This window comes from Streptomyces sp. NPDC091649 (genome assembly GCF_044756785.1).
Taxonomy (GTDB): Bacteria; Actinomycetota; Actinomycetes; order Streptomycetales; family Streptomycetaceae; genus Streptomyces.
The window spans coordinates 45233-71530 of the sequence record NZ_JBIVTR010000014.1; the positions used below are offsets into that span (position 1 = coordinate 45233).

A 26298-nucleotide genomic window follows, 5' to 3' on the forward strand; every position below is an offset into this window, starting at 1 on the left:
CGGCGTCCTTCCCCGGCCGGACGGGCCGACCGGGTCCACCGGCGAGATGGCCGCCCGTCCTCGTGGTCAGTTCGGTGTGAAATTAACACGTGTTCCATCATGGGCGGAGATCCATCGTGGCCGGGAGATCCGTCGCGGGCGGGAGAACACGCCTTCAGGGTGCGACGGCCGCCACCGTCACCCGGGTCCGTTCGCGGAGCCTGCCGAGCAGTTCGGCGTCCGCCCGGTCGTCCACGACGAGATGGTCCAGGTCGGCGACCGGCCCCACCCGGTGCAGCGCGGTCCGGGCGAGTTTGGTGTGGTCCATGAGCATGACCTTCGTCGCCGCCGATGTCAGCATCGCCCGTTTGACCAGCACCACGTCCTGCTCCTGGTGGTAGGCCGACCTGGCGTCGAGGGCCGATGCGGAGACCGCGACGAGGTCGACGGAGAGCGCCTCCACCGCCTCGACGCACGGCATGCCGAGGAAGGAGTCATGGGTGCGGGAGTACTCGCCGCCCAGGGCGATGAGACGGATGCCCTCGCACCCGGCGAAGACGTCGAGCACCCGGCGGGCGTTGGTGACCACGGTGAGCGGGGCGAGGTCGCCCAGCAGGCCGGCCATGGCCAGCACCGTGGTGGAGTCGTCGAGCATCACCGACATGCCGGGCTCCACCAACGCGGCGGCGGCGCGCGCGAGGGCGTTCTTCTCCGCCGTGTTGACGCCGAGCCGGTAGTCGAGGCTCGACTCGAACACCGTGGACGGCAGGGCGGACGCGCCGCCGCGGAAGCGTCGCAGCACCCCTTGCCGCGCGAGGTCGTCGAGGTCGCGGTGAACGGTCATCAGGCTTACGCCCGTGAGCCGGGCGAGGGCCGCGCCCGTGACCGTGCCCTGCTCCACGACATGGTCGGCGATGAGCCGTCGGCGCTCTTCGGCGGATCTCTTGGTCATGGGGACCAGTCTCCCGCAGGGCCCGTGCCGGGCGCGGGGCCGGGGGGCGCGGCGGTGGGGACGTTGAGCGAGCGCAGCGCCGTCCGCTCGCCGCGGATCTCGATCTCCGTGACCGCCCCGTTGTCCAGGCGCGGGAAGATCAGCCGGTAGTGCCCGAGGGGCAGTCCGAGGAGTTCGCACAGGGCGATGCGCAGCAGGGTGTTGTGCGCCACGACGAGTACCCGGCCCCCCTGGTGGCGGTGCGCGAGTTCGCGCAGGTCCGCGGTCGCCCGGGCGGCGGCCCGGGCGACGGGCTCGGAGCCGGGGAAGGCGCCGGAGTCGGCGTCCTGGCGGAAGCGCCGTACGGCTTCGGGGTCCTCCTCGGCCATCTCCTCGGCGGTCCGGCCCTCGCCCCACCCGAAGTCGACCTCCCGCAACCCCTCCCGGACGTCCACCGCGAGGCCCAGCGCCGCCGCCGCGGGGGCCGCCGTCCGGCGAGCGCGGGCGAGCGGGGAGCTGACGACCGCGTCCACGCCGTTGCGGGCGGCCCAGCTTGCGAGGCCGGCCGCCTGGGACACGCCTCTGGGTGTCAGTGCGACGTCGGTGACGCCTGCGTACCGGTTCTCCGCGTGCCACTCGGTCTCGCCGTGCCGGACCAGAAGGAGGCGAGAGGTCATGGAGACCGCCCTTTCGAGGTCGGGGCCGCGTCCGCAGCCGTACACGCCGGGCGCATTGCCGGTTCACGTCACCGCTGTTAAATTTAACAGCGATTTCCACAGCCGGGCACCGGCCCGTCGCGGCCCGGATGCCGCCCCGAACCGCTCGCCACGCGATCCCACCGGCTCTCCTCGCAGAAGGAATCCGACGTCATGCGCATCCTCGCCGCAGGCGACCACTTCGTCCGTCCCGCGCTGATCCGCGCGGCGGTGAGCCAGGAGCTGTCCCGCACGGGCCGGGAACTGCCGGAGTTCGCGGAACTGACCCTGCCCTGGCCCCACGAACCCTTCGGTCCGGTCGCGGAGGTGCGGGAGGCGAGCGGCGCGGAGGACGAGCTGATCGAGGCGCTGGCCGGGGTGTCGGTCTGCGTGACGCAGCTGGCCCCGTTCACCGGGCGGGTGTTCGCCGCATCGCCCGCGCTGCGTCTCGTCGCCGTCTCGCGGGGCGGGCCGGTGAACGTCGACCTGGCCGCCGCCACCCGCCACGGGGTCAGGGTCAGCTTCGCCCCCGGCCGTAACGCCCCGGCCGCCGCGGAGTTCGCCGTGGGGCTGACGCTCGCCGCGATGCGGCATATCGCCACCGCCGACGCGGAGCTCAAGCGCGGTGTGTGGCGGGGCGGTCTGTACGCGTACGAGGAGTGCGGCGGCGAGCTGGGCGGCGCGACGGTCGGACTCGTGGGCTACGGCGCCATCGGGCGCATCGTGGCACGCGTGATGCGCGCCTTCGGAGCCCGCGTGCTCGCGGCCGACCCGTACGCCGACCCTGCCGCGGTCGCGGCGGACGGGGTCGAACTCGTCGAGCTGGACGCCTTGTTGAGCCGCAGTTCGGTGGTGAGCCTGCATGCCCGCCTGACGGCGGAGACCCATCACCTGCTCGACTCCCGCCGGCTCGGGCTGCTGCCGCGCGGCGCGGTCCTGGTGAACTCCGCGCGCGGCGGGCTGCTCGATCACGCGCCGCTGCCGGAGCTGCTGCGCGGCGGCCGCCTGGGAGCGCTGGCCCTGGACGTGTACGACATCGAGCCGGTCCCGGCCGACTGGGCCCTGCGTGACGTTCCGAACGTGATCACCACCCCCCATCTCGCGGGTGCGACCCGGCAGACGGCCCACCGGGCGGCGGCCATCACCGCCGCCGAGGTCGGCCGTTTCCTGCGGGGGGAGGAGCTGTCCCACCTCGCGAACGGGGACGTCCTCGTGCCCGGTCGGACCTGACGGTCGCCGCCGGCGCCCGGGAAGCCATCGCCCGCACAGGAGGTAGCCAGGCGTGAGCGCCATCATCGGTGTGGACATCGGGACGTCGGTCACGAAAGCCGTGGCGTTCGACGAGGCCGGCGGCGCCCTGGCCTCGGCGAGCCGGCGCTCGCACGTGGAGATGCTGCCGGGCGGGCGGGTGGAGCAGGATCTCGGCGACGTCGTGGCCGGCGTCGGCGAGGTCGTGCGCGAGGTCGCCGCCGCGACCGGCCGGACGCCGGACGCCGTGGCGCTGACCGGGCAGGGGGACGGGCTGTGGCTGCGGGACGCCGGCGGCCGTCCGGTGCGGCCCGCCATCTCCTGGATGGACGCACGGGCCTCGGACCTGGTGACCCGCTGGCTGGCGGACGGCACCATCGGGGCCGCGTACGCCCACACGGGCTCGGGGATGTTCCCCGGGTGCCACGGCCCGCTGCTGCGCTGGCTCCAGGAACACGAGCCGGACTCGCTGGACCGGGCCGCCGTCGCGGGGTACTGCGTCGACGCGGTCGCCCAGCGCCTCACCGGCCGGGTGTGCCTCGACGCCTCCGACGCGACGCTGCCGTTCCTCGACCCCCGTACCCGCCACTACGCGCCCCAGGCCCTGGCGGCGTGCGGCGTCGAGGACCGGGCGGGGCTCCTGCCGCCTCCGGCCGCTCCCGGAACGGTGCTCGGGCTGGACGGTCGCGGCGCCGGGCTGCTGGGGCTGCCCGAGGGGCTGCCGGTCGTGGCGGGGCCGTACGACCTGCCGGCCTGCGCGATCGGGAGCGGGGTGCGCGAGGTGGGGGACGGGGTCCTCATCCTCGGCACCACCCTCGCGAGCCAGGTGCTGACCGACCGCGTCGATCTCGATCCGCTCGCCGAGCCCGCCGGGATGTGGCTGTGCACGCCGGCTCCCGGACGGTGGCTGCGCGCCATGCCCGCCATGGTGGGGACGGCGGCGCTGGAGTGGGTGCTCGCCCTCGTCGGTGCGACGACGGCCGATGTGGACGCCCTCCTCACCGACAGCCCGCCCGGCGCCCGGGGCGTCCACGCCTTTCCCTTCCTGTCCGAGGCGGGCGAACGGGCCCCGTTCGTCGAGCCGTCGGCCCAGGGCCGACTCGACGGGCTCAGCCTCGCGGCGGGCCGGGCGGACGTCGTCCGGGCCGTCTGCGAGGCCATCGGGTACGCGGCCCGGCACTGCCTGGACTCGGCGGGGCTGTGCGGCACGCTCGCCCTGTGCGGCGGTGGCACCCGGTCGGCGACGTGGGCCCGGCTGATCGCCGACGTCCTCGGCCGGCCCGTGCGCGTTCCGCTGGAGGAGCAGGTCGGGGCGCTCGGCGTGGTGTCCGTCGCCAGGGCCTCGCTGTCCCCCGGGTACGCGCCGCCGCCGGGACGCCATCAGGTGGTCGATCCGCGTGAGGACGTACGGGCGCTGTACGAGGACGGGTACGGGCGGTACCGGGCCGCGTTGGCGGCGGCCCGGGCCGAGTGGGGAGCCGGCGCGCGGTGACCCGGACGGCTGTGAGCGCTCCGACGCCCCTGTGCATGCGTGCCGGTCGGCATCGTCGCCCTGGGCGTCGTCTGCGTCCTCCTCGTCGGCCGGATCGATCTGTCGGTCGGTTCGGTCAGCGGGCTCGGCGCTGCCGTCCCGGCCGTGCTCTTCGTGGACCGGGGCCTGCCGGCCTGGCTCGCCGTCACCGTATCGCCGGCATGCGCGTGTGATCGGCTGGTTCCACGCGCAGGTCCACCACCGGATCGGGGTGCCCAGCTTCGTCATCACGCTGGGCGGTCTCCTCGGCTTCCTCGGTGTCCAGTTGTGGGTACTCGCCCCCAAGGGCTCGATCAACCTGCCCTTCGCATCGGGGCCGGTGGCCTTCACCCAACTCCGTTTCCTGCCGCCCCGGCTGGCGTACACGCTGGTTGTGGCGGGCTCGGCGGCCCTGTCCGCCACCGGTGCGGCCCGCCGCCAGGGAGCGCCGGCGCGCGGGGCTCAACGCCGCCTCCCGGCGTCTGCTCGCCGGACGGAGCCTGGCGCTGCCGGCCGGCCTCGGCGCGGCGGTCTGGTATCTCAACCGGGACCGGGGAATGGGCTGGATGTCCGTGTTCTTCCTCGCCCTGGTGCCGGCGCTGCACTACGTCCTGTCCCGCACCTCGTTCGGCAGGTCGATGTAGGCCGTCGGCGGCGACATGGAAGCCGCCCGGCGGGCGGGAGTCCCGGTGAAGGCTGCCCGCACCACCGCCTCCGTGCTGTGCGCGACGCTCGCGTGCGCCGGCGGGGGTCCTCTCCGCCGCGCGGCTCGCGGCGGCCAACCAGAGCAGCGGCGGCGGTGACGTCGACCTCAACGCCATCGCGGCGGCCGTCACCGGCGGTACCAGTCTGCTCGGCGGCCGGGGCACCGCGTTCGCCGCTCCGCTCGGCGTTCTCGTGATCCAGTCGATCTCCGGCGGGCTCACGCCGCTGAATCTCGACTCCGCGTACCGCTTCATGGTCACCGGCGGGGTGCTGCTGCCGGCGGTGTCGTTGGATGCCGTGGCCCGGCGTTCGCGGGTCTCCCACGGCAGGGCCTGAGTACGGTGTTCCCGGTCCCCGCCGCCGTTGCCGCCCGCCGGCCCCGGGGCGTCACTCCCGGACGTTTTCCGTCCGCCAGTGTTCCCACAGCGCCGTCAGCTCCGCCTCCATCGCCGGCGCCTCGGTGTCCAGCAGCCGGACCTGGGCTCCGGGGCCCGCGAGGTCCGTCCGGTAGGGGTGGGGCGGGCCGAGGGGCCGTGCGCCGAGGGCGGTGAGGGAGCCGATGACCCGGTTCGGGCCGAGGATGCCGGGCAGTTCGCGCATCTCCGGGTCGGTCAGGTCCAGATCCTCGACCAGCAGTTCCGCTCCGTCGTACAGAGCCCGGGTCCTGGCGCGACGGTCCACGCGACCGAGTCGAGGGGGTCGCCGGGCAGCAGTTTGAGTGCGGCGGCGGCGATGGTCTGCAGTTCGTCGTAGACGACGCCGTGGGCCAGCGCCTCCTCCCCCACCTCCAGGACGGCCCCGAGCGCCCCGAGGGCGACCGGCCGCAGAGGGCGCTGCGGGAGCCGTGTCAGGGCGGTGACCGCGGGGTGGTCCGGGGCCAGCCGGCGGGAGAGGCGGTGTACGCCGCGGCCCAGTGCGGTGGACGCCTCGCGCAGCGGGGCCGTCGGAGTCCGGGCGGCGAGAGCCCGCTGCACGGGAGCGTAGTCCACGGGGTCGCTCAGGGCGGCCCGCAGGGCGAGTACGGCGGCGGCGGCCTCGGTGACGGCCGTGGTGTGCAGGCGGGCCCTCAGCAGTGCGGGGATTCCCGCGCGCGTGAGGCCGGCGGCGACGGCCGGTTCGAGGCCCGCGCTGTAGGTGTGGGCGCCGACCGGGAGCCGTCCGTCGGCGAGCAGGAAGGCGGCGAGTCGCTCCATCAGAACATGCTGTACCGCTGGGCGAGCGGCAGTTCGGCGGCGGGGGCGGGCTCGACGAGTTCCCCGTCGATACGGATGGCGAAGGTCTCCGGGTCCACGTCGATGGCCGGAAGCGCCGTGTTGTTCGGCAGGTCCGCCTTGGTGAGGTGCCTGGTGGGCCGTACGGCGACCAACTCCCGTACGAGGCCGAGCTGTTCGGCCAGCCCGTCGGCCAGCGCCAGCGGGGAGACGAAGCTGACCGACAGGTGCGGCGCGGCCTCGGCGGCGGAGGTGGCGCGCATGAGGACCGGCTGGGTGGTGGGGATCGCCGCGCCCGCGTCGTCCAGGGGCGCGTACACGGCCATGCCGCCCTTGATGACGGCGGCAGGCCGGATGCCGAAGAAGGCGGGGTCCCAGAGCACCAGGTCGGCCAGTTTTCCGGGCTCCACGGAGCCGACGACGTGGTCGATGCCGTGGGCGGCGGCAGGGCAGATCGTGTACTTGGCGACGTACCGGCGCGCCCGCTCGTTGTCGGCGGGCAGTTCGCCGCCGCGGTCGCCGAAGCGCCGCTTCATGACGTGGGCCACCTGCCAGGTGCGGCAGACGACCTCGCCGATGCGGCCCATCGCCTGGGCGTCGGAGGAGGTGATGGAGAGTGCGCCGATGTCGTGGAGCACGTCCTCGGCGGCGCTGGTGGTGGCCCGGATGCGTGACTCGGCGAACGCGAGGTCCTCGGGGACCCGGGGGTTGAGGTGGTGGCACACCATCAGCATGTCGAGGTGCTCGGCGACCGTGTTGACGGTGTGCGGGAGCGTCGGGTTGGTGGACGCGGGGAGGATGTCGGGGTGGGAGGCCACGGTGATGATGTCGGGGGCGTGGCCGCCGCCCGCGCCCTCCGCGTGGAAGACGTGGATACCGCGTCCGGCGATGGCGTCGAGGGTGCCCTCGACGTAGCCGGCCTCGTTGAGGCTGTCCGCGTGCAGGGCCACCTGGAGGCCGTACGCGTCGGCCGCCCGCAGTGCGGCGTCGATCGCGGCCGGGGTGGCGCCCCAGTCCTCGTGGACCTGGCGGCCGACGCCTCACCGGCCGCCCCGCCGCGGAGGGCCGGTGACCCGCGTCACATCCCATTCCTGTCAGCAATCGGAGCGCTGTCCCGTTCTAGGGGCACACGAACGAGACAGGAGCATCGCCATGAAGCACCGCATCGTCGTTCTCGGCGCCGGATACGCGGGGGCTTTCGCCGCCGGAAACCTGGCCCGTCGGCTCTCCCCCGCCGACACCGAGATCACCGTCGTCAACGCAGCACCGGACTTCGTCGAGCGGATGCGGCTCCACCAGCTCGCGATCGGTCAGGACCTCGGCTTCCGTACGCTCGCCGACGTGTTCGCGGGCACCGGGGTGCGGCTGCGCCTGGCCCGAGTCACCGCCGTCGACCCCGGGCGCAGGACCGTCGCCGTGACCGGCGAGGACGGCGCCGGCGAACTGGCCTACGACACCCTTCTGTACGCGCTCGGCAGCTCTGTGGCTCACCATGACGTCCCCGGGGCGGCCGAGTACGCCTTCGATGTGGCCGACCGGTCCTCGGCGCTGCGGCTGCGCGAGCGCCTGGCCGGCCTGCACGAGGGCGGCACGGTCCTGGTCGTCGGCGAGGGGCTGACCGGCATCGAGACCGCGACCGAGTTCGCCGAGTCGCGGCCCGGGCTCTCCGTCGCGCTCGCCGCCCGGGGCGAGCCGGGCGCCTGGCTCTCCCCGAAGGCCCGCCGCCACCTGCGCGGGGCCTTCGAACGGCTGGGCGTCACCGTTCACGAGTACACCCCCGTCGCAGCCGTCGAGCCGACACGGGCGATCGCCGCCGACGGTACGTCCCTTCCGGCCGACGTGACCGTGTGGTCGGCCGGCTTCGCCGTGCACCCCCTAGCGGCCGCCGCCGGCCTGGAGGTCGCGGGGACCGGCCAGATCGTCGTCGACCGCACCATGCGCTCGGTCTCGCACCCGGACGTCTACGCCGCCGGCGACAGCGCCTACGCGATCGGCGAGAACGGCCGGCCGCTGCCGATGTCCTGCGCCTCGGCCGGGATCACCAACATGCAGGCGACCGCCGCGATCATCGCCCGCCTGACGGGCGGCGAGGTCCCGGCCACCGGGCTGAGGTACTACGGCAACCACATCAGCCTCGGACGGCGGGACGCGATCTTCCAGATGGTCGGCGGGGACGACCGGTCGAAGCGCTGGTACCTGGGCGGCCGGACCGCCGCACGGCTCAAGTCGGGTGTGCTCAAGGGGGCCGGGTGGGGCGTGGCCCATCCGACCTTCGGCATGCCGAAGCGCAGGCGCCGTCTGGACCGGACGCCCGACCGGGTCGGCGCCTAGGCTGTTGCGCATGGACAGCGCAGCCGTCGACACGTTCGAGGCCGGCCGGGGCAGGCTGGCCTCGCTCGCGTACCGTCTGCTCGGCTCGGCGGCCGACGCCGAGGACGCCGTGCAGGACACGTTCCTGCGCTGGCAGGCCGCGGACCGGGAGCGGATCGAGGTGCCGGAGGCGTGGCTGACCAAGGTCGCGACCAACCTCTGCCTCGACCGGCTCCGCTCGGCACAGGCGCGTCACGAGCGAGCGGCCGGCGCGTGGCTGCCCGAACCGCTGCTCGACGGCGACCCGATGCTCGGCCCGGCCGACACCTTCGAGCAGCGCGAATCGGTGTCCCTGGCCGTACTGACGCTCCTGGAGCGCCTCTCTCCGGCCGAGCGGGCCGTCTACGTCCTGCGTGAGGCGTTCTCGTACAGCCATGCCGAGATCGCCGCGATCCTCGACATCACCGAGTCGGCGAGCCAGCAGCACGCCCATCGGGCCCGAACCCGGGTCGTGGCCGAGCGCCGGCGCGGCGGCGAGGCCGACCCCGCGTCCGCGCGCCGGGTCGTCGAGGAGTTCCTCGCCGCCGCGATGTCGGGGCGCACCGATCGGCTGGTGGCACTGCTCACCGAAGACGTGACGGCGGTATCGGACGGTGCCGGACTCGCGAGGCGGCTGCTGCGCTACCGGACGCGCGAACGGGTCGCCTCCTTCGTACGGGCCGGTTTCAAGCCCACGCCGGCGAAGCGGCGGCTGGCGGGCGGCTCGCCCGCGATGCATGTGGCGCGGGTCAACGGCGTCCCGGCCGTCATCGCCGTGGTGGAGGGCCGGGTCGTGGGCGCCGTGGCGTTCGAGGTCAGCGACGGCAAGGTCGCGTTCCTGTGCGGCATCGCCGCCGCCGGCCGGCTCGCGCGCCTCGACAAGGAGTGGCGGCGGAGCGAACCCGGCGCACCGGTCGTCCGGGCGTGGTGATCACCGCCGCCGGGGTACGGCGTCCCGGTCGGCGCGGAAGGACCACGGCTGCCGGAGCTCTCCCGAGCGGCCCGCCACCCCGCGGCAGGACCGCGGTCGCTCCTTCTCGTACGCCTCGTTGGAGTTCGGCGTAGGTTCGTCGCCATGTTCAAACGAATACGCGGTGTCGTTCTGCCCGAGCGCGTGGAGCGAACGTTCTGGATCGACGGGGAGAGGCTGCGGACCGAGCCGCCGGCCGGGGCGGCGGCGAAGCAGGTGGAGACCGTTGTGGACGGCGGGTGGCTGTTGCCGGGGCTCGTCGACGTCCACACGCATCCGGGGGCGGAGAGTCCGGACGACAGGTTCGACGAGGCATTGCTGCGCCGCCACTTGACCGAGCACCGGGACGCGGGCGTGCTGTTGGTGCGAACGCCGGGGACGGCGGAACGCATGCCCGGCTGGGTCGACACGGCAGCCGACCTGCCGCGTGTCCGGTCGGCGGGGCGGTGGCTGGCGACACCCGGCCGGTTCTTCCCCGGCGCGGGGCGGGACCTCGGGGAACACGAGCTGGCGGGTGCGGCGGTCGAGGAAGCCACGGCTTCGTCGGGCTGGTGCAAGGTCATCGGTGACTGGCGGTGGGACGAGCCCGCGGTGCCCCTGGACGTGCTGAAGGCGACCGTGGAGGCGGTGCATGCCGTCGGCGGGAGGGTCGCCGTGCACTGCCAGACCGGTGAGGGCTCGCGAAACGCCGTACTGGCCGGGGCCGACAGCCTCGAACACGGGATGCACCTCGATCCGGGCCTGCTGGATCTGATGGCCCGGCAGGGCACCGCCTACGTACCGACCCTCTCGGCGTTCGCCGGGAGTGCGGAGATCTGGCAGGGCCGCGAACCCGGCGCACGGCGCTCGGACTGGCTCCTCGGCTGGCAGGGCATGATCGACAACGTGCGTCTGGCGCACGAAGCCGGCGTCACGGTCCTCGCCGGCACGGACACCTTTCCGTGCGGCACCGTCGCCACGGAGTCCCAATGGCTGGTGCGTGCGGGGATGCCGGCGGAGGAGGCGCTCGGAGCCGCCTCGTGGACGGCGCGGAACTGGCTGGGGCTGCCGGGTCTCGTGGACGGAGCACCCGCCGATCTCGTCGCGTACGACCGGGACCCCGCCGCGGAGCCGGCGGTTCTGGGGCAGCCGAAGCGGGTGATTCTGCGGGGCAGGGTCATGCGCTGACCCTGTGCCCTTCCTCGGCGGGAGGCGCCGGCCGGGGCACGCCCGTGCGGGACCGGCGCCGGTCCCGGCCTCCCCGCGGGGGGCGGCTCCGAGGCGGGGCCGGAGTCGGCCGGGAGCCCGGTGACCGGGGACCGGACGCCCTCCCGGGTAAGCCGGATCATGGCGGTCGGCTGTTACACAACGATCATTGAGTGGGTCCGAGCGGCCTCGGCATACTTCAGGAATCCGGGGCCGAACGCGTATCCGAACGGGCCCCGTGCGGCCGGGACTTCGCCCGCCCGATCCCACTTCTGAGCAGGGACAATCTTGCGAAAAAGATCAACGAGGGCGTACGCCCTCGTCGCTGCGGCCTCGGTCGCCCTGACGGCGGGCACGACCGGCCCGGCGTCGGGGAGGACCGGCGGGTCCGACCCGGCGTCACCGGTCACCGCCACGGCTTCGGCGGCAGGCGGCCGGACCGTCCACACCGTCACCCTGATCACCGGCGACCGCGTCCTGTTGGACGCCGAGGGCCGGGTCGGGGGTATCGAGCGGGCCAAGGGCCGGGAGGCCGTTCCCTTCTTCACCGAGATCCACGAGGGCCGCACCCATGTGGTGCCGCGTGACGCCCGGCAGCTGATCGCCGACGGCAGACTGGACCGGCGGCTGTTCGACGTCACCGGACTCGCCGAGCCGGAGAGCCGCAGGGCCCACCGGGCCGGCCTCAAGGTGATCGTCGGCTACCGGGGTTCGGCGGCCCCGTCCGCGCGCGCCGAGGTGCGGTCCGCCGACGGCACCACCGTCCGCCGGACCCTGTCGGCCCTCGACGCCGATGCCGTCACCAGTGCCGCCACCGCCGACGGCACGGGCGCGCTGTGGAACGCCCTGACGCGTCAGCAGCGCGACGGTTCGGCCGCCACCTCCTCCGGCATCGCGCGGATCTGGCTGGACGGGGTGCGCAAGGCGTCGCTCGACCGCAGCACCGGCCGGATCGGCGCCCCGGCGGCCTGGGCCCGCTCGTTCGACGGCACCGGTGTGAAGATCGCCGTCGTGGACACGGGCATCGACGCCACCCATCCGGACCTGGCGGGCCGGGTGGCGGCCGAGCGCAACTTCAGCGGCTCCCCGGATGCCCGGGACCGTGACGGGCACGGCACCCATGTGGCCTCCACGGCGGCCGGTACGGGGGCCAAGGACGCCCGGTTCAAGGGCGTCGCCCCCGGGGCGCGGCTGATCAACGCCAAGGTGCTGGACGACCGGGGCGTCGGTGACGACTCCGGCATCATCGCCGGAGTCGACTGGGCGGTCGCCCAGGGCGCCGACGTCATCAACATGAGCCTGGGCAGCCTCGACGCCCCCGGGATCGACCCGTTGGAAGCCCAGGTCAACAAGGTCTCCGCGGAGACGGGCGTCCTGTTCGCGATCGCCGCGGGCAACAACGGGCCGGCACGGGGCACGGTCGCCTCACCGGGCAGCGCCGACGCGGCCCTGACCGTCGGCGCCGTCGACGACGACGACCTGATCGCCGACTTCTCCAGCGTCGGCCCCCGCACCGGCGACAAGGCCGTCAAGCCCGACCTCACCGCACCGGGCATGTCGATCACGGCGGCCGCGGCGGCGGGCGTGGAGGGGCAGGAACCGCCCGGCTACCACAGCCTGAGCGGCACGTCGATGGCGACCCCGCACGTCGCGGGCGCCGCGGCCATCCTCAAGCAGAAGAACCCCTCCTGGTCGGGCGCGCAGATCAAGGCCGCCCTGACGGGTTCGGCCGAGGACGGCTCCCACTCGGTCTTCCAGCAGGGCGCGGGGCGGCTCGCCGTCGACGAGGCGATCGACCAGACGATCGTCGCCGAGCCGGTCTCGGTCTCCCTCGGCGCCCAGCCGTGGCCCCACACCGACGACGTGCCGGTCACCGAGCAGGTGACCTACCGGAACAACGGCAGCGCCGACGTGACGCTGGACCTGTCGCTGACGGCGTCCACCGGCGGGGACGGGCAGCCCGCCCCGGCCGGGTTCTTCACCCTCGGGGCAGAGCGCGTCACGGTTCCGGCGGGCGGCACCGCCGCCGTGGACCTGACGGCCGACACCCGCCTCGGCGGTACGGTCGACGGCTCCTACTCGGCGACGGTCGTCGCGTCGGGGGGCGGCCGGAGCGTGCGCACCGCGACGGCGGTGGAGCGCGAGGCCGAGTCGTACGAGGTCACCTTCAACGCCACCGGCCGGGACGGTGCGCCGAGCACCGGCTGGCAGGCGGACCTGAAGGGCTACGAGGGCAACGGCTCGGGTCAGCGGTTCTTCCCGGACCTGTCGTCCGGTTCGGCCACGATCCGGCTGCCGCGCGGCACCTACAACCTGTCGGCCGACCTGTTGGCCGACCCCGCGGCCCCGGACAAGGGCGCCGACCTCATCAACAACCCCCAGTTCTCGGTGACCGGCCCGACCACCGTCCAGCTCGACGCCCGGACCACCCGTCCGGTGGCGTTCAAGGTGCCGGACGGCACGGCCACGCCGACGCGTGCGGGAATGATGTACGCCCTGAACACGCCCGAGACGGGCATCACCCTGTGGAGCGACTTCCAGAGTTTCGACAACGTCCGTACCGCGCACCAGGGCCCCCGGGCCGCCGAGGGCACCCTCTACCAGCAGTGGTCCGCCCACTGGAAGCGCGGCGGCACCGAGTACAACGCCCTCGCGGGCAGTCTGGTCCCGGAGCTGGCCACCGGCTACAGCAAGACCTACACGACCGGCGACATGGCGCTGGTGAACGTGCGGATCGGTTCGTCGGTTCCCGGTCTCGACGGCATCGCCAAGGCGTACGGCGAACTGGCCAACGGCGGTGTCGCCCCGCTCTACTCGGTGCACCCCCTGCCGGGGACCCGCAGGATATATCTGTCCACGGACGACGAAGCCGTCTGGAACATCGCGGCGGGCGTGCTGGGCGAGAAGGATGCGACGGGCGACCGGCAGGTCGAAGCGGCCTACTCCTTCGAGCGGGCACGGCGGTTCGAGCCGGGGACGACGCACACCGAGACCTTCCACGCCGGAGTGATGGGACCGCAGATCAAGGCGGGTGACGGGATCGTGCGCGACGGCGACGACATCTTCGGCTCGCTGGCGCTGGTCAGTGACGGTGCGGGCCATCCCGGATTCGCCCGCTACTCCGGCGCCCGCACGACCATCCACCGTGACGGCGTGCTGTACGCGAAGGAGGACGCGGCCATCGACGAGGGGGCCTTCGCGCTGCCTCCGGAGTCCGCCACGTACAAGGTGGCGACGACGATCCACCGGAATCCGGCGGTCACCCGTGCGGGGACCCGGATCGACGCCTCGTGGACCTTCACCTCGGCCCGCACCGAGACCCCTGAGATCCTGCCGGTCTCCACGGTCCGTTTCCTGCCGCGGCTCGCGCTGGACTCCACCGTGCCGGCGGGCGGCGTGCAGACGATCCCCGTCGAGGTGCAGGGTGCGGCGGCCGGATCCGGTCTGAAGGCGCTGCGGGTGCTGGTGTCCTACGGCAAGGGGACGTGGCTGCCCGCCAAGGTCGTCGCGGGCGGGATCACCGTACGCGCCCCGCGGGAGGGCAAGGCGATATCGCTGAAGGCCGTCGTCACCGACAAGAAGGGCAACAAGTCGACGGTCACGATCCACAACGCCTTCTTCGGCAGGTGAGGCGCCACTCGGCCGGACCCGTGCGCGGTGCGCGACCGGGCGGGACACGGTCCGGGTGAGATGAGCGGGACGGCCCGCCGGAACGGAGGTTCCGGCGGGCCGTTTGGCTGTGCCGTACGGGCCGGGCGCGCACGGCGGCCCGGCGGCCGGACGCCGCGACCCGGCCCGGCTTCGTACGCCGCCTCCCGGCCGTAGGTACGCCCCTGCCTCCTCAGCGGGCCGGAGCCGGGGCCGGGCGGAGGGAGCAGTCGGCCGGGGCCAGGCGCCCGTCCTGCCCGACCAGGCTGACGGGCAGGGCCCCCTGAGCGTGTGCCGCGTACGCGGCCGTGCAGACGAGCTGGTCGCGGGCGGGGGCGGTCAGGCTCCTCACCCGCAGGTTCAGCCCGACCTCGACGGTGGAGCCACCGGCCGAGACCCGGTCCACGGCGGACGTCGCACGCGGCAGCGAAGGGGCGTTGCGGAGCCCGGCCCGCTGTTCGGCCTTGTTCGGTCCGGTGAGCAGTGCGTTGACGGCCATGAGGGGCGAGAGGGGCCCGCTCGCCTCGGCGCCCGGGGAGGGCGAGCCGCCGGGGCGGTCCTCGCCGGTCGCCCCGTCCGGGCGTGCGGGAGAGCCGTCCGGCCCGACGACGCCCGGGTCGCCGGTGTGCCACGGGGCGTCGACGGTCCTGGGCACGGGCAGCAGTTCGTCGTCGGCGGTGAGGAGGAACAACAGCACCCGTGCCTCACGCGGGGGCAGCAGGTCGCCGACGGCGGGGCGCCCCGCCTGGACCACGCCCGTCTCCTGGATGCCGCAGGCGGTGAGCGACGCCCCGGCGAGCACCAGCGGCACGGCGAGGCGGGCCGCACGCGACGCCCGGTTCACGCGGTGGCCTCCGTCCGGTCGAGGCCGTCTCCCGGCGCTCCGCCGTGCGCGGCCGCCGGACCGTCCGGTGCGCCCGCGGACGCGGGCCCGTCGAAGGGCAGTTCCACGGTGAACAGCGCGCCGCCGCCGGGCGCGTTCCGTGCGCGGACCGTGCCGCCGTGGAGCCCCACGTTCTCCTGGGTGATCGCGAGGCCGAGGCCGCTGCCCGATGAGCGGGAACGTGCGGCGTCCGCCTTGTAGAAGCGGTCGAAGATGTGCGGCAGCGCCGCCGCGGTGATCCCGGGGCCGCGGTCGCGCACCTCGATGATCAGCGCATCCGCGCGGGACGACAGCCGTACGGTGACCGGTTCGGCACCGTGGCGCAGGGCGTTGCCGACGAGGTTGGCCACGATGACGTCGAAGCGGCGCGGGTCCAGGCGGATGCGGATGCCCTCGGGCAGCTCCGCGTCGACCCGGTCGTGCCACTGTCTGCTGGACAGGGTTCTGCGCACCGCTTCCGCCGCGTCCACCTCGTCGGTGGTGAGTTCGGCCACGCGGGCGTCGAAGCGGGACATCTCCATCAGGTCCTCCACCAGCGTGGCCAGCTTGCCGGTTTCCGCGCTGATCAGGCGCACGGCCCGGGCGGTGTCCGGGTCGAGCGTCCCGGCGTCCTCGTCCAGCACGTCCGTGACGGCGAGCATCCCCGCGAGCGGGGTCCGCAATTCGTGCGAGACGTCCGAGGCGAAGCGCCGGGCCCGGGCTCCGGCGTCGCGCAGTTCCCGTACGGAGTGTTCGAGGCGGGCCGCCGAGTCGTTGAACGTCCGGGCGAGGCCGGCCATCTCGTCCCTGCCGCGTACGGGGATACGGGTGTCGAGCTGTCCGCCGCCCATGGACTGCGCGGCGCGCCGCAGTTCGCGGACCGGACGCAGCACGCTGCGCGCCGCGAACAGGGCGGGCACCAGGGCCACGGCCAGCCCCGGCAGCGCACCGTCGCGGGCGGCGGTCACGAGTGCGTCGATGTCCGCCTCCTCGTTCGTCATGGGCATCACGGCGTAGAGCACCAGGCCGCTGGGCACCGCGCCGCCGCCCGCGACGACCCGCGTCATCGCGGGCATCCCGATCGTCAGGTACGCCCTCCCGTCCTTGACGACCCGCTGGAAGCTGCCGTGCGGCGAGGTGTGCGCCGAGCGGCGCAGCTCCGCGGTCAGTACACCGGAGACCGGCCGGTCGCCGGAGGAGACGCGCACCGAGCCGTACTCGGCGAAGACGATCCACGGGTGGGGCTGGGAGCGCGCCGCGATGTCGTAGAGGTTCCAGCGGAGGGATTCCGGGTCCAGGGGCAGGCTGGGGACGAACCGTTCGGCCTCCTCGCGGAAGGAGGCGACGGCCGTGTCCTGCGCGCGTTCGAGGACCGCGTTGCGCGCCTCCCGGTAGGTCAACGCGGCGGTCGTGACCGCGCTGACCGCGGCCACCAGCAGGAAGGCGAGCACCAAGCGGGGGCGCACCCCGAAGGCGGCGGCCGCTCCGGGCATCCTCACAGCGGGCCGAAGCGGTAGCCGAATCCCCGGAGGGTCTGAATGTAACGAGGGCTGTCGGAGCCGTCCTCGATCTTGAGGCGCAGCCGGCGCACGCAGGCGTCCACCAGGCGTACATCGCTGTGGTAGCCGTGGTCCCAGACCTCTTCCAGGAGCCGCTGCCGGCTGAAGACCCGGCCCGGAGCCGCGGACAGGAACAGCAACAGCTTCAGCTCGGACGGCGCGAGGGGGACCGGTTCGCCTGATTTGAGGACGGTGTGACCGGCACGGTCGACATCGAGTTCGCCGTGGTACTCGACGGCGGGCCGCGCACCCGCCGGGGCTTCGATACGGCGCAGCACCGCGCGTACCCGGGCTTCGATGACCTCGGTACGGGCCGGCTTGACGACGTAGTCGTCCGCACCCGCCTCCAGGCCGACGACGATGTCCACGTCGTCGCCGCGCGCGGTGAGCATGATGATCGGCAACTGGCTCGTCCGGCGTACCCGGCGGCACACTTCGACGCCGTCCATCACGGGCAGCATCAGATCGAGCAGCAGGAGGTCGGGGCGGAACGCGTCCAGTGCCTCCAGGCCGGCCTCGCCGGTCGCGGTGGCGAGGACGTCGTGCCCGCGGCGCCGCAGCCCCATCTCGACGCCTTCGCGTACCGACGGGTCGTCTTCGACGAGGACGAGGCGTGGCATACCGGTTTCTCCAGGTGCTGGGGGCGGAAGGATGCGGTCCCCTGCGGCACGTGCGGCCCCGGTGGCTCCGGTGGGGGCAGGTTCCGGCCGAGCGGGTCCCGGGGCAGGTCCGCTCCCGTCACGGTCGCGGCAGCACCGGACGGCCCGGCGGGGTCCGGGTCCTCGCCGGGCAGCACGCCCGGTTCACGTGGCGGGACGGGTGTGCACACTGACGGCGTAGCCGCCGCCGTCGACGAAGGGGTCGCCGTTCCAGGTCGCGCAGCGCTGCCGCAGGACCAGTCCGGCCCGGGTGCACCAGTGGTCGAACTCGCTGAGAGTCACCGGCGCTTCCGTCAGTGGGAGGTGTGCCGCGTCCAGTCCCATGCCCGTGATGAGCAGACCGCCGGGGCGCAGCACGGCGGCCAGTTGAGCGACGACGGTCGCTCCGGTGCCGGGGGCCAGCAGGGGGATGACGTTTCCGGCGGCGAGCACCAGGTCGAAGTCCGTATCCAGGCCGAGGGCGTCCAGCCGGGCCAGGTCGCCGAGGAGCCAGTCCTGGGCGGGCGCCTCGCGGCGTGCGACGGCGAGCATGGAGGAGTCGACGTCCACACCGGTGCAGTGGTGGCCCAGTTCGGCAAGCCGGATCGCGATCCGGCCGGTGCCGCAGCCCGCGTCGAGCACCCGGGCGGCAGGCTCCAGCAAGGCGGCGCAGAAGGCGGCCTCGCCGTGGATGTCGTGGCCCGATTCGGCGAGCCGTGCGAATCGCCGGGCGTACTCCTCCCCGGCCTGGCCGCCGGTCAGCTCTGCCCAACGGTCGCGTTGCCCAGTCATGTTCTGCATGCCCTCCGGTCGGCCTCCCCCCCCCAGCGGGAGCATAAACGAATCCGGCGCGCGCATCGCGGTTCGGGTGCCCCGAGGGCTGAGGCAGGCCGGGAAAAGCGCTCGCTGAGGATCGTCTCCACTCCCGGCGGGACAACCCTCAGGCCGGGCGGGTCAACGCGGCCGCTCCGAAGGAGACGTCGAACCGGTCACACCAGATGGCCAGACTCGTGAAGCGGGCAGGATCGACATGCGGGGGCAGGCGATAGTTCTGGTCCCCCTTGTTGCCCTTGAGCTTGCCGAGGCTCTCATGCACGCCGTCGTCGAAGACATGCCAGCCGGCTCGCCCCTCCTTCACCGGGGCGTCGGTCAGCCACACCCGCAGGTCGGGACCGTTGCTGGTGTCCAGGCCCTCCAGCCGTACGACGTGTGAGCCGTCGGCGAGCCGGAGCAGCCTCACCGTGCCGGACGTGGCGTGCTCATGGCTGATCAACTTCCCCGAGGCCACGGTCACCTGCTCGGGGGCCGCAGGGGTCCGCGACGGCGTCGGCCGACTGTCCGAGCCGCCCGCGGGCAGGGCGGTCGGCCCCGGCAACGCCTCCTGGACGGTCTCGTCCTGCCACAGCGTCCACGGCTGGAACCAGTAGAGCCCCCCACCTGTCAGCACCACGGCCGCCAGCAGCAGTCCCGCGGCAACCGGTCGGGTCGATTTCCTGCGTACGCGTCCCATCGCGCATCCCCCTCGTCCTCGGGTGAGCCTGCTCGACCGGACTCGGCCGGCTCGGGAAGATCCATTCAAGCCGCCGGCCGCGCCGGTGACCATCGTTCCCGGGTGACGGAAGTCTTACGGCGGTCACGTCGTCGGCCGGGCCGCTGGCCGCTGGCCGCCGCTGGCCGCTGGACAAGATCTTGGTCCTCGCATCTGAGCCGGGAGGGTCTGTCCACGGCCCGGCGGACGTCCCGGTCGAAAGCAGGGCGCGCAACAGGCGGGCCGTACGGTGAAGTGAGCTTCAGATCCGCTTCGGCCGGGGCTGTTAGAGTGCAGCCCTGCGGCGACAATCCGCCGAGCGGCTTTGGCACTTCGTTCTTCGGCCGAGACAACCGGGACAGGGAGCGTAGGAATGCGCTGCAAGGAGATGCTGGTCTTCTACACCGGTATCGCCGTGCTCCTGATCGCTTCCGCGTTCGCCCTCGGCACCCCCGCTCAGACTCTGCAGACCCTCGACACGGCTGCGCCTTCGCACGCCGCCTCCGTATTCGACGGGTCGGGGCTGGATACGCCGCTGGAGGGCGTGGACGGTGACGTCACCCTCCAGCAGCGTCACAAGGCGGGAAGCATGACGGCCCTGCCTCCCGTTCAGGCGGGCATTCCGTCGTCATCGCCGGATCTTCACGACTGTGCGGCGGACGTCGCCCGGCAGCATGCGTCGCACGCGGGCTCGCGAAGCCCGGCCCGGTTCCTGATCCTTCGCTGCTGAGCGAACCTCCGGTCTTCCCGCGGCAGTCCGACGGGGGCCGGGCCGGCCGACGTCGTTCGGCGACACGCCCTTCGGCCGGGCGCGCTGCGCACCGAACGGTGAACGGCCCCTGATGCCCAGGCGCTGACCGTCCGCTCGTGCGTACGGGTGCCGTCATTTCCGTGTTCCCGCAGGAATCCGCCACGATTCGACCGAAACGCGACTCGGCCTCTCTGGATTTCCGAGCGCATTCCGTGGCATTTCCGTCAAGCATCTCTGTCCTTGAAAAACAACGCCGAGTTCGTCCACACCCCGGCTCGGCCCCGACGCAGTCCTGGAGCAGACGCACATGCAACATTTCCCCCTCGCCTCGGAGCCGGCGGGCGGCATCGCCGGATGGGCGACCGGCCTCGTCGAAACCATGGGCGGCCCCGGGGCCGGGCTGGCGATCGCCTTGGAGAACCTCTTCCCCCCGTTGCCGAGCGAAGTCATTCTTCCGCTGACGGGCTTCGCTGCGGGGCAGGGTGTGATCAGCCTGTTCTCCGCCCTGTTCTGGACGACGCTGGGGTCGGTGGTGGGAGCTGTGGCCCTCTACCGGATCGGCGCTCTCTTCGGCCGGGACCGCATGTACGCCCTGTGGGAGCGGCTTCCCCTGGTGAAGGTGTCCGACCTGAGGAAAACCGAACAGTGGTTCCTCAAGCACGGCATGAAGGCCGTCTTCTTCGGGCGGATGATCCCGATCTTTCGCAGCCTGGTCAGCGTCCCGGCAGGCGTCGAGCGGATGCCCATGCCGACCTTCGTCCTCCTCACCGCTCTGGGCAGCTGCATCTGGAACTCGATCCTCGTCATGGCCGGATACCTCTTGGGGGATCAGTGGCATCTGGTGGAGCGTTACGTCGGTGTGCTCTCCAAGGCCGTGCTGGTTCTGGTGGTCGCGGCTCTGGTCGTGACGATCGCCCGCAGGGTGCGTGCGCGCCGGGGCGAGCGGCAGAAGGACCCCGTGTGACCTGTTCGGTGAGCCTCCTGGAGCCCTCGGCCGCGGGCGGCTCACCGGTCACCGGGCGACAGCCGCCCATGGAGTGCGCACGAGGAAGGTTGTAATCGGCCCGCGCTTCGCGCGGACCATCGATCCGATCGACAAGGTGGCACGGATGGCTATGTGGGACCGCATCAAGGACCAGGCCAAGGGGCTGCAGCAGCAGTCTCAGGGAGCGAGGGGCCCCGGCGGTCAGCGGCAGGCGGGGCAAGGAGCCGCGGGGGGCTCGAAGGAGAAGCTGGTCGGACTGCTCAAGTCGCAGCTCGGCTCGCTCAAGACGGAGCTCAAGAGCGGAGCCTACCGGGACGCCAGTATGGCGATGTGCGCTCTGGTCGCGGCCGCCGACGGCACGGTCGATCCCGCTGAGCGCCAGCACGTGGAGACGCTGATCCTGCAGAACGACGTCCTGCAGAACTTCCCGCCCGAGCAGCTGCGGCAGAGGTTCAACAAGCATGTCGACCAGTTGATCTTCAATGTGCAGCAGGGCAGGGCCGAGGCCATGCAGGAGATCGCCAAGGCCGCGAAGAAGCCCGTGGAGGCCAAGGCGGTCGTCCAGACCGGCTTCGTGATCGCGGGCGCGGACGGGTACATCGCCCCGGCGGAGGCGCAGGTGCTGCGGGAGGCGTGCGTCGCGCTCGGGGTGTCCCCGCAGGAGTTCGGCCTCTGAGCGGGCCGTCCGCCGGCCTGGGCTCCGCTAGCGGTTCTAGGCCGCGACGTCATCCGCCGGCCCTCGAAGGCTGACGGCGGAGGGGCAGCCGCGGGAGCGGGCCGGCCGGCTCGGCGAGCAGCCGCGGAGCCGGCCGGGCCGACTCGCGCTCGGGGCGGGCCCGCGCTCGGGGCCGGCCCGCGCCGCTGGCGTCAGAACCGGCGGGGCACGGCCCCTGCCGCCCCGCCGGGCAACGCCAAGCCTTGCCCGTCAGCCGTCGACGGTCAGCGGTCAGCGGTCAGCGGTCAGCGGTCAGCCAAGGACACCGCCCCCACCGGGCAGGCGCGTACGGCTTCCCGCACCAAGGAGTGGTCCCCGGCCTCGGTCGGACGGCCGGGGAGCAGCTCGCTGAACCCGTCGTCGTCCTGCGTGAACACGTCCGGCGCGGTCAGCGCGCACATACCGGCCCCCACACAGCGTTCCTTGTCGACCCGGATGTCCATGCCCCTCACCAGGCCACGGGGAGTTCGATCAGCCCCTGGATCGTGTCACCCGGTTTGTGCTCGATCTCGTGCTCGGGCACGGCGAGCCTGAGGGTGGGCAGCCGTCCGAAGAGCGCGCGCAGGGCGATGTCCAGCTCCGCGCGGGCCAGGTTCTGGCCCAGGCACTGGTGGACGCCGAAACCGAAGGCCAGGTGGTGGCGGGCCGACCGGTCCCAGTCGAGTGTCTCCGGATGCTCGAACACCTCGGTGTCACGATTGATGAGCGAGGTCGAGAAGACCACGCCCTCGCCCGCGCGGATCGTCGTGCCGGCCACGTCGATGTCCTCGGTCGCCAGCCGCTGCAGACCGTCGGCGATGGACAGGAATCGCAGCAGCTCCTCGACCACCGCGGTCGTCGTCGTCCCTCCGCTCCGCAGTGCCGCCAGTTGCCCGGGGTGCCTCAGCAGCGTGAACGTACCGAGCGAGATCATGTTCGCCGTCGTCTCGTGCCCCGCGATGAGCAGGATCACGGCGAACGCGATGAGCTCCTCGCGGTCGACGGGCCCCTCGGGGTGGTCCCGGTGGATCAGCTCGTCCAGCAGCCCCTCCCCCGGCTCCGCGCGCTTGCGGTCGATCAACGCGCCGAGGTAGTCCTCCAGTTCGGTCCGGGCCCCGTCCACGTCGGCGGCGGCCGGGCCACGCAGGAGCCGCCGCGAGCAGCCCTCGAAGAACTCGTGGTCGGCGTACGGCACGCCGAGGAGCGCGCAGATCACCATCGAGGGCACCGGAAGCGCGAAGTCGGCGACCAGCTCGGATGGCGGCCCCTGCCGCTCCATCACGTCCAGCAGGCGGTCCACCGTCTCCTGGATGCGGGGGCGCATCGCGGCGATCCGCTTCACGGAGAAGCTCGGGATGAGCAGCCTGCGCTGGGCGTTGTGCTCGGGATCGTCGACGCCGAGCAGCGCCACGCGCTTTTGCCGCACGTTCGCGAACCGCTCGGCCGGGACGGGAAAGCCGGGGCGGGTGCGGTCGGTGGACAGCCGCGGGTCTGCCAGCAGCCGACGGGCCAGGGCGTGCCCGGTGACGGCCCAGACCGGACGTCCGTCGAAAAGGGTGACCCGGCTCAGCGGCCGGTCCGCGAGCAGCGGAGCGTACCCGGTGGGCGGGTGGTAGGGGCATTCCCGGTCCTGCGGGAAGGGTGTCGACGAGGTCGGTCCGGCGGCGGGGCCGGTGGGGGCGGGGTTCTGGCGGGCCGGTTCCGTCGTGGATTCCGTCATGGGAGCGGTCGCCTCGCAGTGCTCGGTGATGAGGTGCGGAGCGGGTCGCTCCGCACCTCACCCAATTGGATGCCCTAGGCACCTATTGGGTCGACGCCCGGACCGGCCACTTCGCGGGAACGGCAAATCTGGCCGGTGTCATTCGCACACGGCCGAACGGTTCCCCGTCCACTCAGGTCCAGCGCGTGCGCCGGACCTGCCCCGGGCCGAGTTCCGGCCGGTTCCGCGGCCGGAACCCCTCACCGCGACGTCCGGAACCATGCCTGCCGGGAGACCCAGGCCGAGCTGAAGGCCAGTCCTGAAAGTCCACGCAATATGCCTAATGCCATTAGGCTTATCTATAGTCGATTAGGCAATCAAGGAGAAGTGTTCGGAGAGTGACATGACACGAGCAGGACTCACCGCGGAGCGGGTGGTGCGGGCGGGGGCCGAGCTGGCGGACGAGGTCGGCTTCGAGCATGCGACCCCTTCGGAGCTCGCCCGGAAGCTGGACATCAAAACCGCGAGCCTGTACTCGCACATCAAGAACGCCCACGACCTGAAGTCGAAGATCGCCCTGCTGGCCCTGGAGGAGCTGGCCGACCAGGCGTCGGCAGCTCTCGCGGGGCGAGCGGGCCGGGACGCGCTCGTCGCCTTCGCCGACGCCTACCGCGACTACGCCCTCCGGCACCCGGGCCGCTTCACCGCGGCCCGGTTCCCGCTCGACGCGGACGCGGCCGCCGCGAGCGCGGGCGTCCGGCACTCCCGGATGATGCGGGCCATCCTGCGCGGCTACGACCTGACCGAGCTCCAGCAGACGCACGCGGTACGGCTGCTGGGCAGCTTCTTCAGCGGTTACGTGGAGCTGGAGTCGGCCGGCGGCTTCCGTCACAGCTCCCCCGGCTCCCAGGAGAGCTGGACGGAGATCCTCGACGCACTCGATTCCCTGCTGCGCAACTGGCCGACCGCTCCCTGACCCGGCCACCCCTCCCTCGACACGACGAACGAAGAGACCGAGAAGATGACTACCCGGCACGACTGGACGACGACCCCCATCAGCGCCGACATCCTGCGGGGCGCGCTCGACCTGGAGCAGACCGAGCGGGGCGTGCTGCCGCACCGGTTGCCCGCGCGGGCGCGACAGCAGATCCCCGACGACCAGCTGGCCATGGCCGAGTCGCAGCCTTCCGGTGTCCGGCTCGCGTTCCGCAGCCGGGCCACCGCCGTCGAGCTGGACGTGGTGGCGACCAAGCGGGTCTACCCCGGAGCCCCGCCGCGGCCCGACGGCGTGTACGAACTTCTCGTGGACGGCCGCCCGACAGCCCGGGCCAGCGCCCCCGACGGTGACACGCTCATCGTCGATCTGGCCTCCATGACCACAGAGACCCGGCCCGGCCCCGTGGAAACGCTCCGGTTCACCGGCCTGCCGACGGGCGAGAAGGACGTCGAGATCTGGCTGCCCCACGACGAAACGACTCGACTGGTCGCCCTGCGCACCGACGCACCCCTCCAGAGCCCCCGGCCGAGTGGCCGGCCGGTCTGGCTGCACCACGGCAGTTCCATCAGTCACGGCTCCAACGCCACCACCCCGGCCGGCACCTGGCCCGCGGTGGCCGCGGCACTCGGCGGGGCCGAACTGATCAACCTGGGGTTCGGCGGCGGCGCCCTGCTGGACCCCTTCACCGCCCGCGCGATGCGCGACACCCCCGCCGATCTGATCAGCGTCAAGATCGGCATCAACCTGGTCAACACCGACCTGATGCGGCTGCGCGCGTTCGGCCCGGCCGTCCACGGCTTCCTCGACACCATCCGCGAGGGCCATCCCACCGCACCGCTGCTGGTGCTCTCACCGATCCATTGCCCCATCCACGAGACCACGCCGGGTCCCAGCGCTCCGGACTACCGCGAGATGAGTGAGGGGCGGCTGCGGTTCATGGCCATGGGCGACCCCGCGGAGAGCGCCGCGGGGAAGCTGACCCTCACCGTCATCCGCGACGAGCTGGCCCGGCTCGTCGCACAACGCGCCGCCGCCGACCCTCACCTGCACTACCTCGACGGCCTCGACCTCTACAACGAGAGCGACCACGCCGAACTCCCCCTGCCGGACGATCTGCACCCGGACCCCGCCACCCACCGGCGCATCGCCGAACGCTTCGCCGGTCTCGCCTTCGGCCACGGGGGGCCGTTCACGCCGAAGAACCGCTGAAGCCGGCGGGGACCCGGCGCGCGCACGGCGCCGGTGAAGCGGTGAGCCCCGTACGCTCCCCCGTCCGCCAGCCGGCCCCACTCCCGGCTACGGCAGCCGGGAGCGGGGGCGCTGAGCGTCGGCTCAGGGAAAGAGCCGGCGCCTCCGTGCCGCCGTAGGACCGGCTACGGGGCGTCCACCAGGACGCGCCCGTCGGCCGGGACGCGCGGGGCGAGACCGCCGGCGTAGGCGGCCTCGACACGGAACCGCTCGGCCGCGTTCGGAACCGCGTTGCCACAGCTGGTACCGGCGCTGGACCCCGACATCAGCTGGGAGCAGGGGCCTGGCTTGGTGTCCGGCAGGCCGAGACTGTGGCCGAGCTCGTGAGCGGCGATACGGGTCTTGTCGTGGCCCTGGGCGACCGCCTGGCTGCCCAGCTCCACGCGGACCTGGCCGCCGGGCCGGACCGGACCGAGTGTGGCCTGAGGCCAGCCGCTGGTGGCCACGATCCGTATCTCGGCACGCGTACCGGGCGCCGCCTCGACCAGCTTGACGTTGTCCACGTTCGCGTTCCACGAGGCGACCCCTGCGGTGATCGCCGCCTCCCAGCCGCCTGCCCTGCTGTCGTCGTACCGGAGCGTCACGGCCGCCGTCACGCCCTCCGCCGCCGGGTCGGGCGCGGGTGCGGCCTGCGCCGCCGTGGTCGCGGCCAGGGTGATCGCCGCGGCGGCACCGGCCGCCTTGAACCATCGGGAATTCAGCATGGCTGTCCCTTTCACTCATGGGGGGGACCGGCTCCGCGTGGAGCCGGGGAGGCGAGGACGAACGTTGCGAACCCCTGGGACGCGAACCTGGGTTGCCAGTCCTCCGGGGCCGCAGAACCTATGCCGCGATGAACCCTTGGTCATGCCCCTGCCATGAAAGTAGGCCGGAAAAGCACCCCGCCCGCTCCGGACGGCAGCCCCT

At 73.0% G+C, this 26298-nt stretch carries 22 protein-coding genes and 3 pseudogenes; 12 read left to right on the forward strand and 13 right to left on the reverse strand.

Annotated features, from left to right (window positions below; all coding sequences use genetic code 11):
• Positions 1-154: 154 nt before the first annotated feature.
• Positions 155-931: a DeoR/GlpR family DNA-binding transcription regulator gene (locus ACIQMU_RS22580; RefSeq protein WP_352242562.1), complete on the reverse strand. Its 777-nt coding sequence runs from the start codon at positions 929-931 to the stop codon at positions 155-157.
• The gene (locus ACIQMU_RS22585; protein ID WP_352242561.1) at positions 928-1587 is read right to left on the reverse strand and encodes a histidine phosphatase family protein; all 660 of its coding nucleotides are present in this window, start codon (positions 1585-1587) and stop codon (positions 928-930) included. Before ACIQMU_RS22585 ends, ACIQMU_RS22580 begins: the two co-directional genes overlap by 4 nt.
• A gap of 192 nt (positions 1588-1779) precedes the next feature.
• On the opposite strand from ACIQMU_RS22585, the gene ACIQMU_RS22590 reads away from it, so the two are divergent.
• The 3 genes and pseudogenes from ACIQMU_RS22590 to ACIQMU_RS22600 all read left to right on the forward strand — a co-directional run.
• Positions 1780-2835: a 2-hydroxyacid dehydrogenase gene (locus ACIQMU_RS22590; RefSeq protein ID WP_352242560.1), complete on the forward strand. Its 1056-nt coding sequence runs from the start codon at positions 1780-1782 to the stop codon at positions 2833-2835.
• A gap of 52 nt (positions 2836-2887) precedes the next feature.
• The gene (locus ACIQMU_RS22595; RefSeq protein ID WP_402689547.1) at positions 2888-4345 is read left to right on the forward strand and encodes an FGGY family carbohydrate kinase; all 1458 of its coding nucleotides are present in this window, start codon (positions 2888-2890) and stop codon (positions 4343-4345) included.
• 39 nt (positions 4346-4384) lie between these two features.
• Positions 4385-5404, forward strand: a pseudogene (locus ACIQMU_RS22600) (sugar ABC transporter permease); the annotation flags it as partial.
• A gap of 51 nt (positions 5405-5455) precedes the next feature.
• On the opposite strand, the pseudogene ACIQMU_RS22605 reads toward ACIQMU_RS22600, so the two are convergent.
• The 3 genes and pseudogenes from ACIQMU_RS22605 to ACIQMU_RS22615 all read right to left on the reverse strand — a co-directional run.
• A pseudogene (locus ACIQMU_RS22605) lies at positions 5456-5761 on the reverse strand (urease accessory protein UreD); the annotation flags it as partial.
• Positions 5680-6261: an urease accessory protein UreF gene (locus tag ACIQMU_RS22610; protein WP_402689548.1), complete on the reverse strand. Its 582-nt coding sequence runs from the start codon at positions 6259-6261 to the stop codon at positions 5680-5682. The pseudogene ACIQMU_RS22605 and the gene ACIQMU_RS22610, both read right to left, overlap by 82 nt.
• Positions 6261-7313: pseudogene (locus tag ACIQMU_RS22615) on the reverse strand (urease subunit alpha); the annotation flags it as partial. The gene ACIQMU_RS22610 and the pseudogene ACIQMU_RS22615, both read right to left, overlap by 1 nt.
• A gap of 118 nt (positions 7314-7431) precedes the next feature.
• Between ACIQMU_RS22615 and ACIQMU_RS22620 the strand changes: the two are divergent.
• The 4 genes from ACIQMU_RS22620 (at position 7432) to ACIQMU_RS22635 (ending at position 14413) form a co-directional block, all read left to right on the forward strand.
• On the forward strand, positions 7432-8610 hold the full coding sequence (locus ACIQMU_RS22620) for an NAD(P)/FAD-dependent oxidoreductase (RefSeq protein WP_402689549.1): 1179 nt from the start codon (positions 7432-7434) through the stop codon (positions 8608-8610).
• A 10-nt stretch (positions 8611-8620) separates the two neighbouring features.
• A complete protein-coding gene (locus ACIQMU_RS22625) occupies positions 8621-9559 on the forward strand; it encodes a sigma-70 family RNA polymerase sigma factor (protein WP_352242556.1) in 939 nt (312 codons plus the stop codon).
• A gap of 144 nt (positions 9560-9703) precedes the next feature.
• On the forward strand, positions 9704-10765 hold the full coding sequence (locus ACIQMU_RS22630; protein ID WP_402689550.1) for an amidohydrolase family protein: 1062 nt from the start codon (positions 9704-9706) through the stop codon (positions 10763-10765).
• A 306-nt stretch (positions 10766-11071) separates the two neighbouring features.
• Positions 11072-14413 (forward strand): S8 family peptidase, encoded by a 3342-nt coding sequence (locus ACIQMU_RS22635; RefSeq protein ID WP_402689551.1) that lies wholly within the window; start codon positions 11072-11074, stop codon positions 14411-14413.
• A gap of 211 nt (positions 14414-14624) precedes the next feature.
• On the opposite strand, the gene ACIQMU_RS22640 is transcribed toward ACIQMU_RS22635, so the two are convergent.
• The 5 genes from ACIQMU_RS22640 to ACIQMU_RS22660 form a co-directional block, all read right to left on the reverse strand.
• A complete protein-coding gene (locus ACIQMU_RS22640) occupies positions 14625-15275 on the reverse strand; it encodes a hypothetical protein (RefSeq protein WP_352242553.1) in 651 nt (216 codons plus the stop codon).
• Entirely contained in the window at positions 15272-16786 is a 1515-nt protein-coding gene (locus ACIQMU_RS22645) for an ATP-binding protein (protein WP_352242552.1), read from the reverse strand. Before ACIQMU_RS22645 ends, ACIQMU_RS22640 begins: the two co-directional genes overlap by 4 nt.
• Before the next feature lie 2 nt (positions 16787-16788).
• Entirely contained in the window at positions 16789-17472 is a 684-nt protein-coding gene (locus ACIQMU_RS22650; protein ID WP_352242551.1) for a response regulator transcription factor, read from the reverse strand.
• 183 nt (positions 17473-17655) lie between these two features.
• Complete coding sequence (locus tag ACIQMU_RS22655) at positions 17656-18282, reverse strand: class I SAM-dependent methyltransferase (RefSeq protein WP_352242608.1); 627 nt, start codon at positions 18280-18282, stop codon at positions 17656-17658.
• Between the two features lie 148 nt (positions 18283-18430).
• Entirely contained in the window at positions 18431-19000 is a 570-nt protein-coding gene (locus ACIQMU_RS22660; protein ID WP_402689552.1) for a DM13 domain-containing protein, read from the reverse strand.
• Between the two features lie 406 nt (positions 19001-19406).
• Here ACIQMU_RS22660 and ACIQMU_RS22665 point away from each other — a divergent pair, with 406 nt between their 5' ends.
• The 3 genes from ACIQMU_RS22665 to ACIQMU_RS22675 all read left to right on the forward strand — a co-directional run bounded on the left by ACIQMU_RS22665 (position 19407) and on the right by ACIQMU_RS22675 (position 21430).
• Positions 19407-19748, forward strand: coding sequence for a hypothetical protein (locus tag ACIQMU_RS22665; protein WP_352242549.1), 342 nt, complete (start codon positions 19407-19409; stop codon positions 19746-19748).
• Between the two features lie 328 nt (positions 19749-20076).
• A complete protein-coding gene (locus ACIQMU_RS22670) occupies positions 20077-20733 on the forward strand; it encodes a DedA family protein (RefSeq protein WP_352242548.1) in 657 nt (218 codons plus the stop codon).
• A gap of 145 nt (positions 20734-20878) precedes the next feature.
• Entirely contained in the window at positions 20879-21430 is a 552-nt protein-coding gene (locus tag ACIQMU_RS22675) for a tellurite resistance TerB family protein (RefSeq protein ID WP_402689553.1), read from the forward strand.
• A 284-nt stretch (positions 21431-21714) separates the two neighbouring features.
• On the opposite strand, the gene ACIQMU_RS22680 is transcribed toward ACIQMU_RS22675, so the two are convergent.
• Positions 21715-21912: a ferredoxin gene (locus tag ACIQMU_RS22680; RefSeq protein ID WP_352242546.1), complete on the reverse strand. Its 198-nt coding sequence runs from the start codon at positions 21910-21912 to the stop codon at positions 21715-21717.
• A gap of 5 nt (positions 21913-21917) precedes the next feature.
• The gene (locus tag ACIQMU_RS22685; protein ID WP_402689554.1) at positions 21918-23168 is read right to left on the reverse strand and encodes a cytochrome P450; all 1251 of its coding nucleotides are present in this window, start codon (positions 23166-23168) and stop codon (positions 21918-21920) included.
• Between the two features lie 382 nt (positions 23169-23550).
• Here ACIQMU_RS22685 and ACIQMU_RS22690 point away from each other — a divergent pair, with 382 nt between their 5' ends.
• Positions 23551-24123, forward strand: a complete 573-nt coding sequence (locus ACIQMU_RS22690) for a WHG domain-containing protein (protein ID WP_352242544.1) — start codon at positions 23551-23553, stop codon at positions 24121-24123.
• Positions 24124-24168: 45 nt separating this feature from the next.
• Positions 24169-25353 carry a GDSL-type esterase/lipase family protein gene (locus ACIQMU_RS22695; protein WP_352242543.1) on the forward strand — a complete coding sequence of 395 codons (1185 nt, stop codon included), beginning with the start codon at positions 24169-24171 and terminating at the stop codon, positions 25351-25353.
• A gap of 164 nt (positions 25354-25517) precedes the next feature.
• On the opposite strand, the gene ACIQMU_RS22700 is transcribed toward ACIQMU_RS22695, so the two are convergent.
• On the reverse strand, positions 25518-26096 hold the full coding sequence (locus ACIQMU_RS22700; protein ID WP_402689555.1) for a snapalysin family zinc-dependent metalloprotease: 579 nt from the start codon (positions 26094-26096) through the stop codon (positions 25518-25520).
• Between the last annotated feature and the right edge of the window lie 202 nt (positions 26097-26298).

Excerpts from the sequence above, each read along its gene's own strand:
- ACIQMU_RS22625 (WP_352242556.1), top strand. The coding sequence starts at position 8,621 with ATGGACAGCGCAGCCGTCGACACGTTCGAGGCCGGCCGGGGCAGGCTG.
- ACIQMU_RS22645 (WP_352242552.1), bottom strand. The coding sequence starts at position 16,786 with ATGCCCGGAGCGGCCGCCGCCTTCGGGGTGCGCCCCCGCTTGGTGCTC.
- ACIQMU_RS22660 (WP_402689552.1), bottom strand. The coding sequence starts at position 19,000 with ATGGGACGCGTACGCAGGAAATCGACCCGACCGGTTGCCGCGGGACTG.
- ACIQMU_RS22630 (WP_402689550.1), top strand. The coding sequence starts at position 9,704 with ATGTTCAAACGAATACGCGGTGTCGTTCTGCCCGAGCGCGTGGAGCGA.
- ACIQMU_RS22590 (WP_352242560.1), top strand. The coding sequence starts at position 1,780 with ATGCGCATCCTCGCCGCAGGCGACCACTTCGTCCGTCCCGCGCTGATC.
- ACIQMU_RS22620 (WP_402689549.1), top strand. The coding sequence starts at position 7,432 with ATGAAGCACCGCATCGTCGTTCTCGGCGCCGGATACGCGGGGGCTTTC.
- ACIQMU_RS22670 (WP_352242548.1), top strand. The coding sequence starts at position 20,077 with ATGCAACATTTCCCCCTCGCCTCGGAGCCGGCGGGCGGCATCGCCGGA.
- ACIQMU_RS22650 (WP_352242551.1), bottom strand. The coding sequence starts at position 17,472 with ATGCCACGCCTCGTCCTCGTCGAAGACGACCCGTCGGTACGCGAAGGC.
- ACIQMU_RS22655 (WP_352242608.1), bottom strand. The coding sequence starts at position 18,282 with ATGACTGGGCAACGCGACCGTTGGGCAGAGCTGACCGGCGGCCAGGCC.
- ACIQMU_RS22695 (WP_352242543.1), top strand. The coding sequence starts at position 24,169 with ATGACTACCCGGCACGACTGGACGACGACCCCCATCAGCGCCGACATC.
- ACIQMU_RS22675 (WP_402689553.1), top strand. The coding sequence starts at position 20,879 with ATGGCTATGTGGGACCGCATCAAGGACCAGGCCAAGGGGCTGCAGCAG.
- ACIQMU_RS22665 (WP_352242549.1), top strand. The coding sequence starts at position 19,407 with ATGCTGGTCTTCTACACCGGTATCGCCGTGCTCCTGATCGCTTCCGCG.
- ACIQMU_RS22685 (WP_402689554.1), bottom strand. The coding sequence starts at position 23,168 with ATGACGGAATCCACGACGGAACCGGCCCGCCAGAACCCCGCCCCCACC.
- ACIQMU_RS22585 (WP_352242561.1), bottom strand. The coding sequence starts at position 1,587 with ATGACCTCTCGCCTCCTTCTGGTCCGGCACGGCGAGACCGAGTGGCAC.
- ACIQMU_RS22680 (WP_352242546.1), bottom strand. The coding sequence starts at position 21,912 with ATGGACATCCGGGTCGACAAGGAACGCTGTGTGGGGGCCGGTATGTGC.
- ACIQMU_RS22580 (WP_352242562.1), bottom strand. The coding sequence starts at position 931 with ATGACCAAGAGATCCGCCGAAGAGCGCCGACGGCTCATCGCCGACCAT.
- ACIQMU_RS22700 (WP_402689555.1), bottom strand. The coding sequence starts at position 26,096 with ATGCTGAATTCCCGATGGTTCAAGGCGGCCGGTGCCGCCGCGGCGATC.
- ACIQMU_RS22610 (WP_402689548.1), bottom strand. The coding sequence starts at position 6,261 with ATGGAGCGACTCGCCGCCTTCCTGCTCGCCGACGGACGGCTCCCGGTC.
- ACIQMU_RS22690 (WP_352242544.1), top strand. The coding sequence starts at position 23,551 with ATGACACGAGCAGGACTCACCGCGGAGCGGGTGGTGCGGGCGGGGGCC.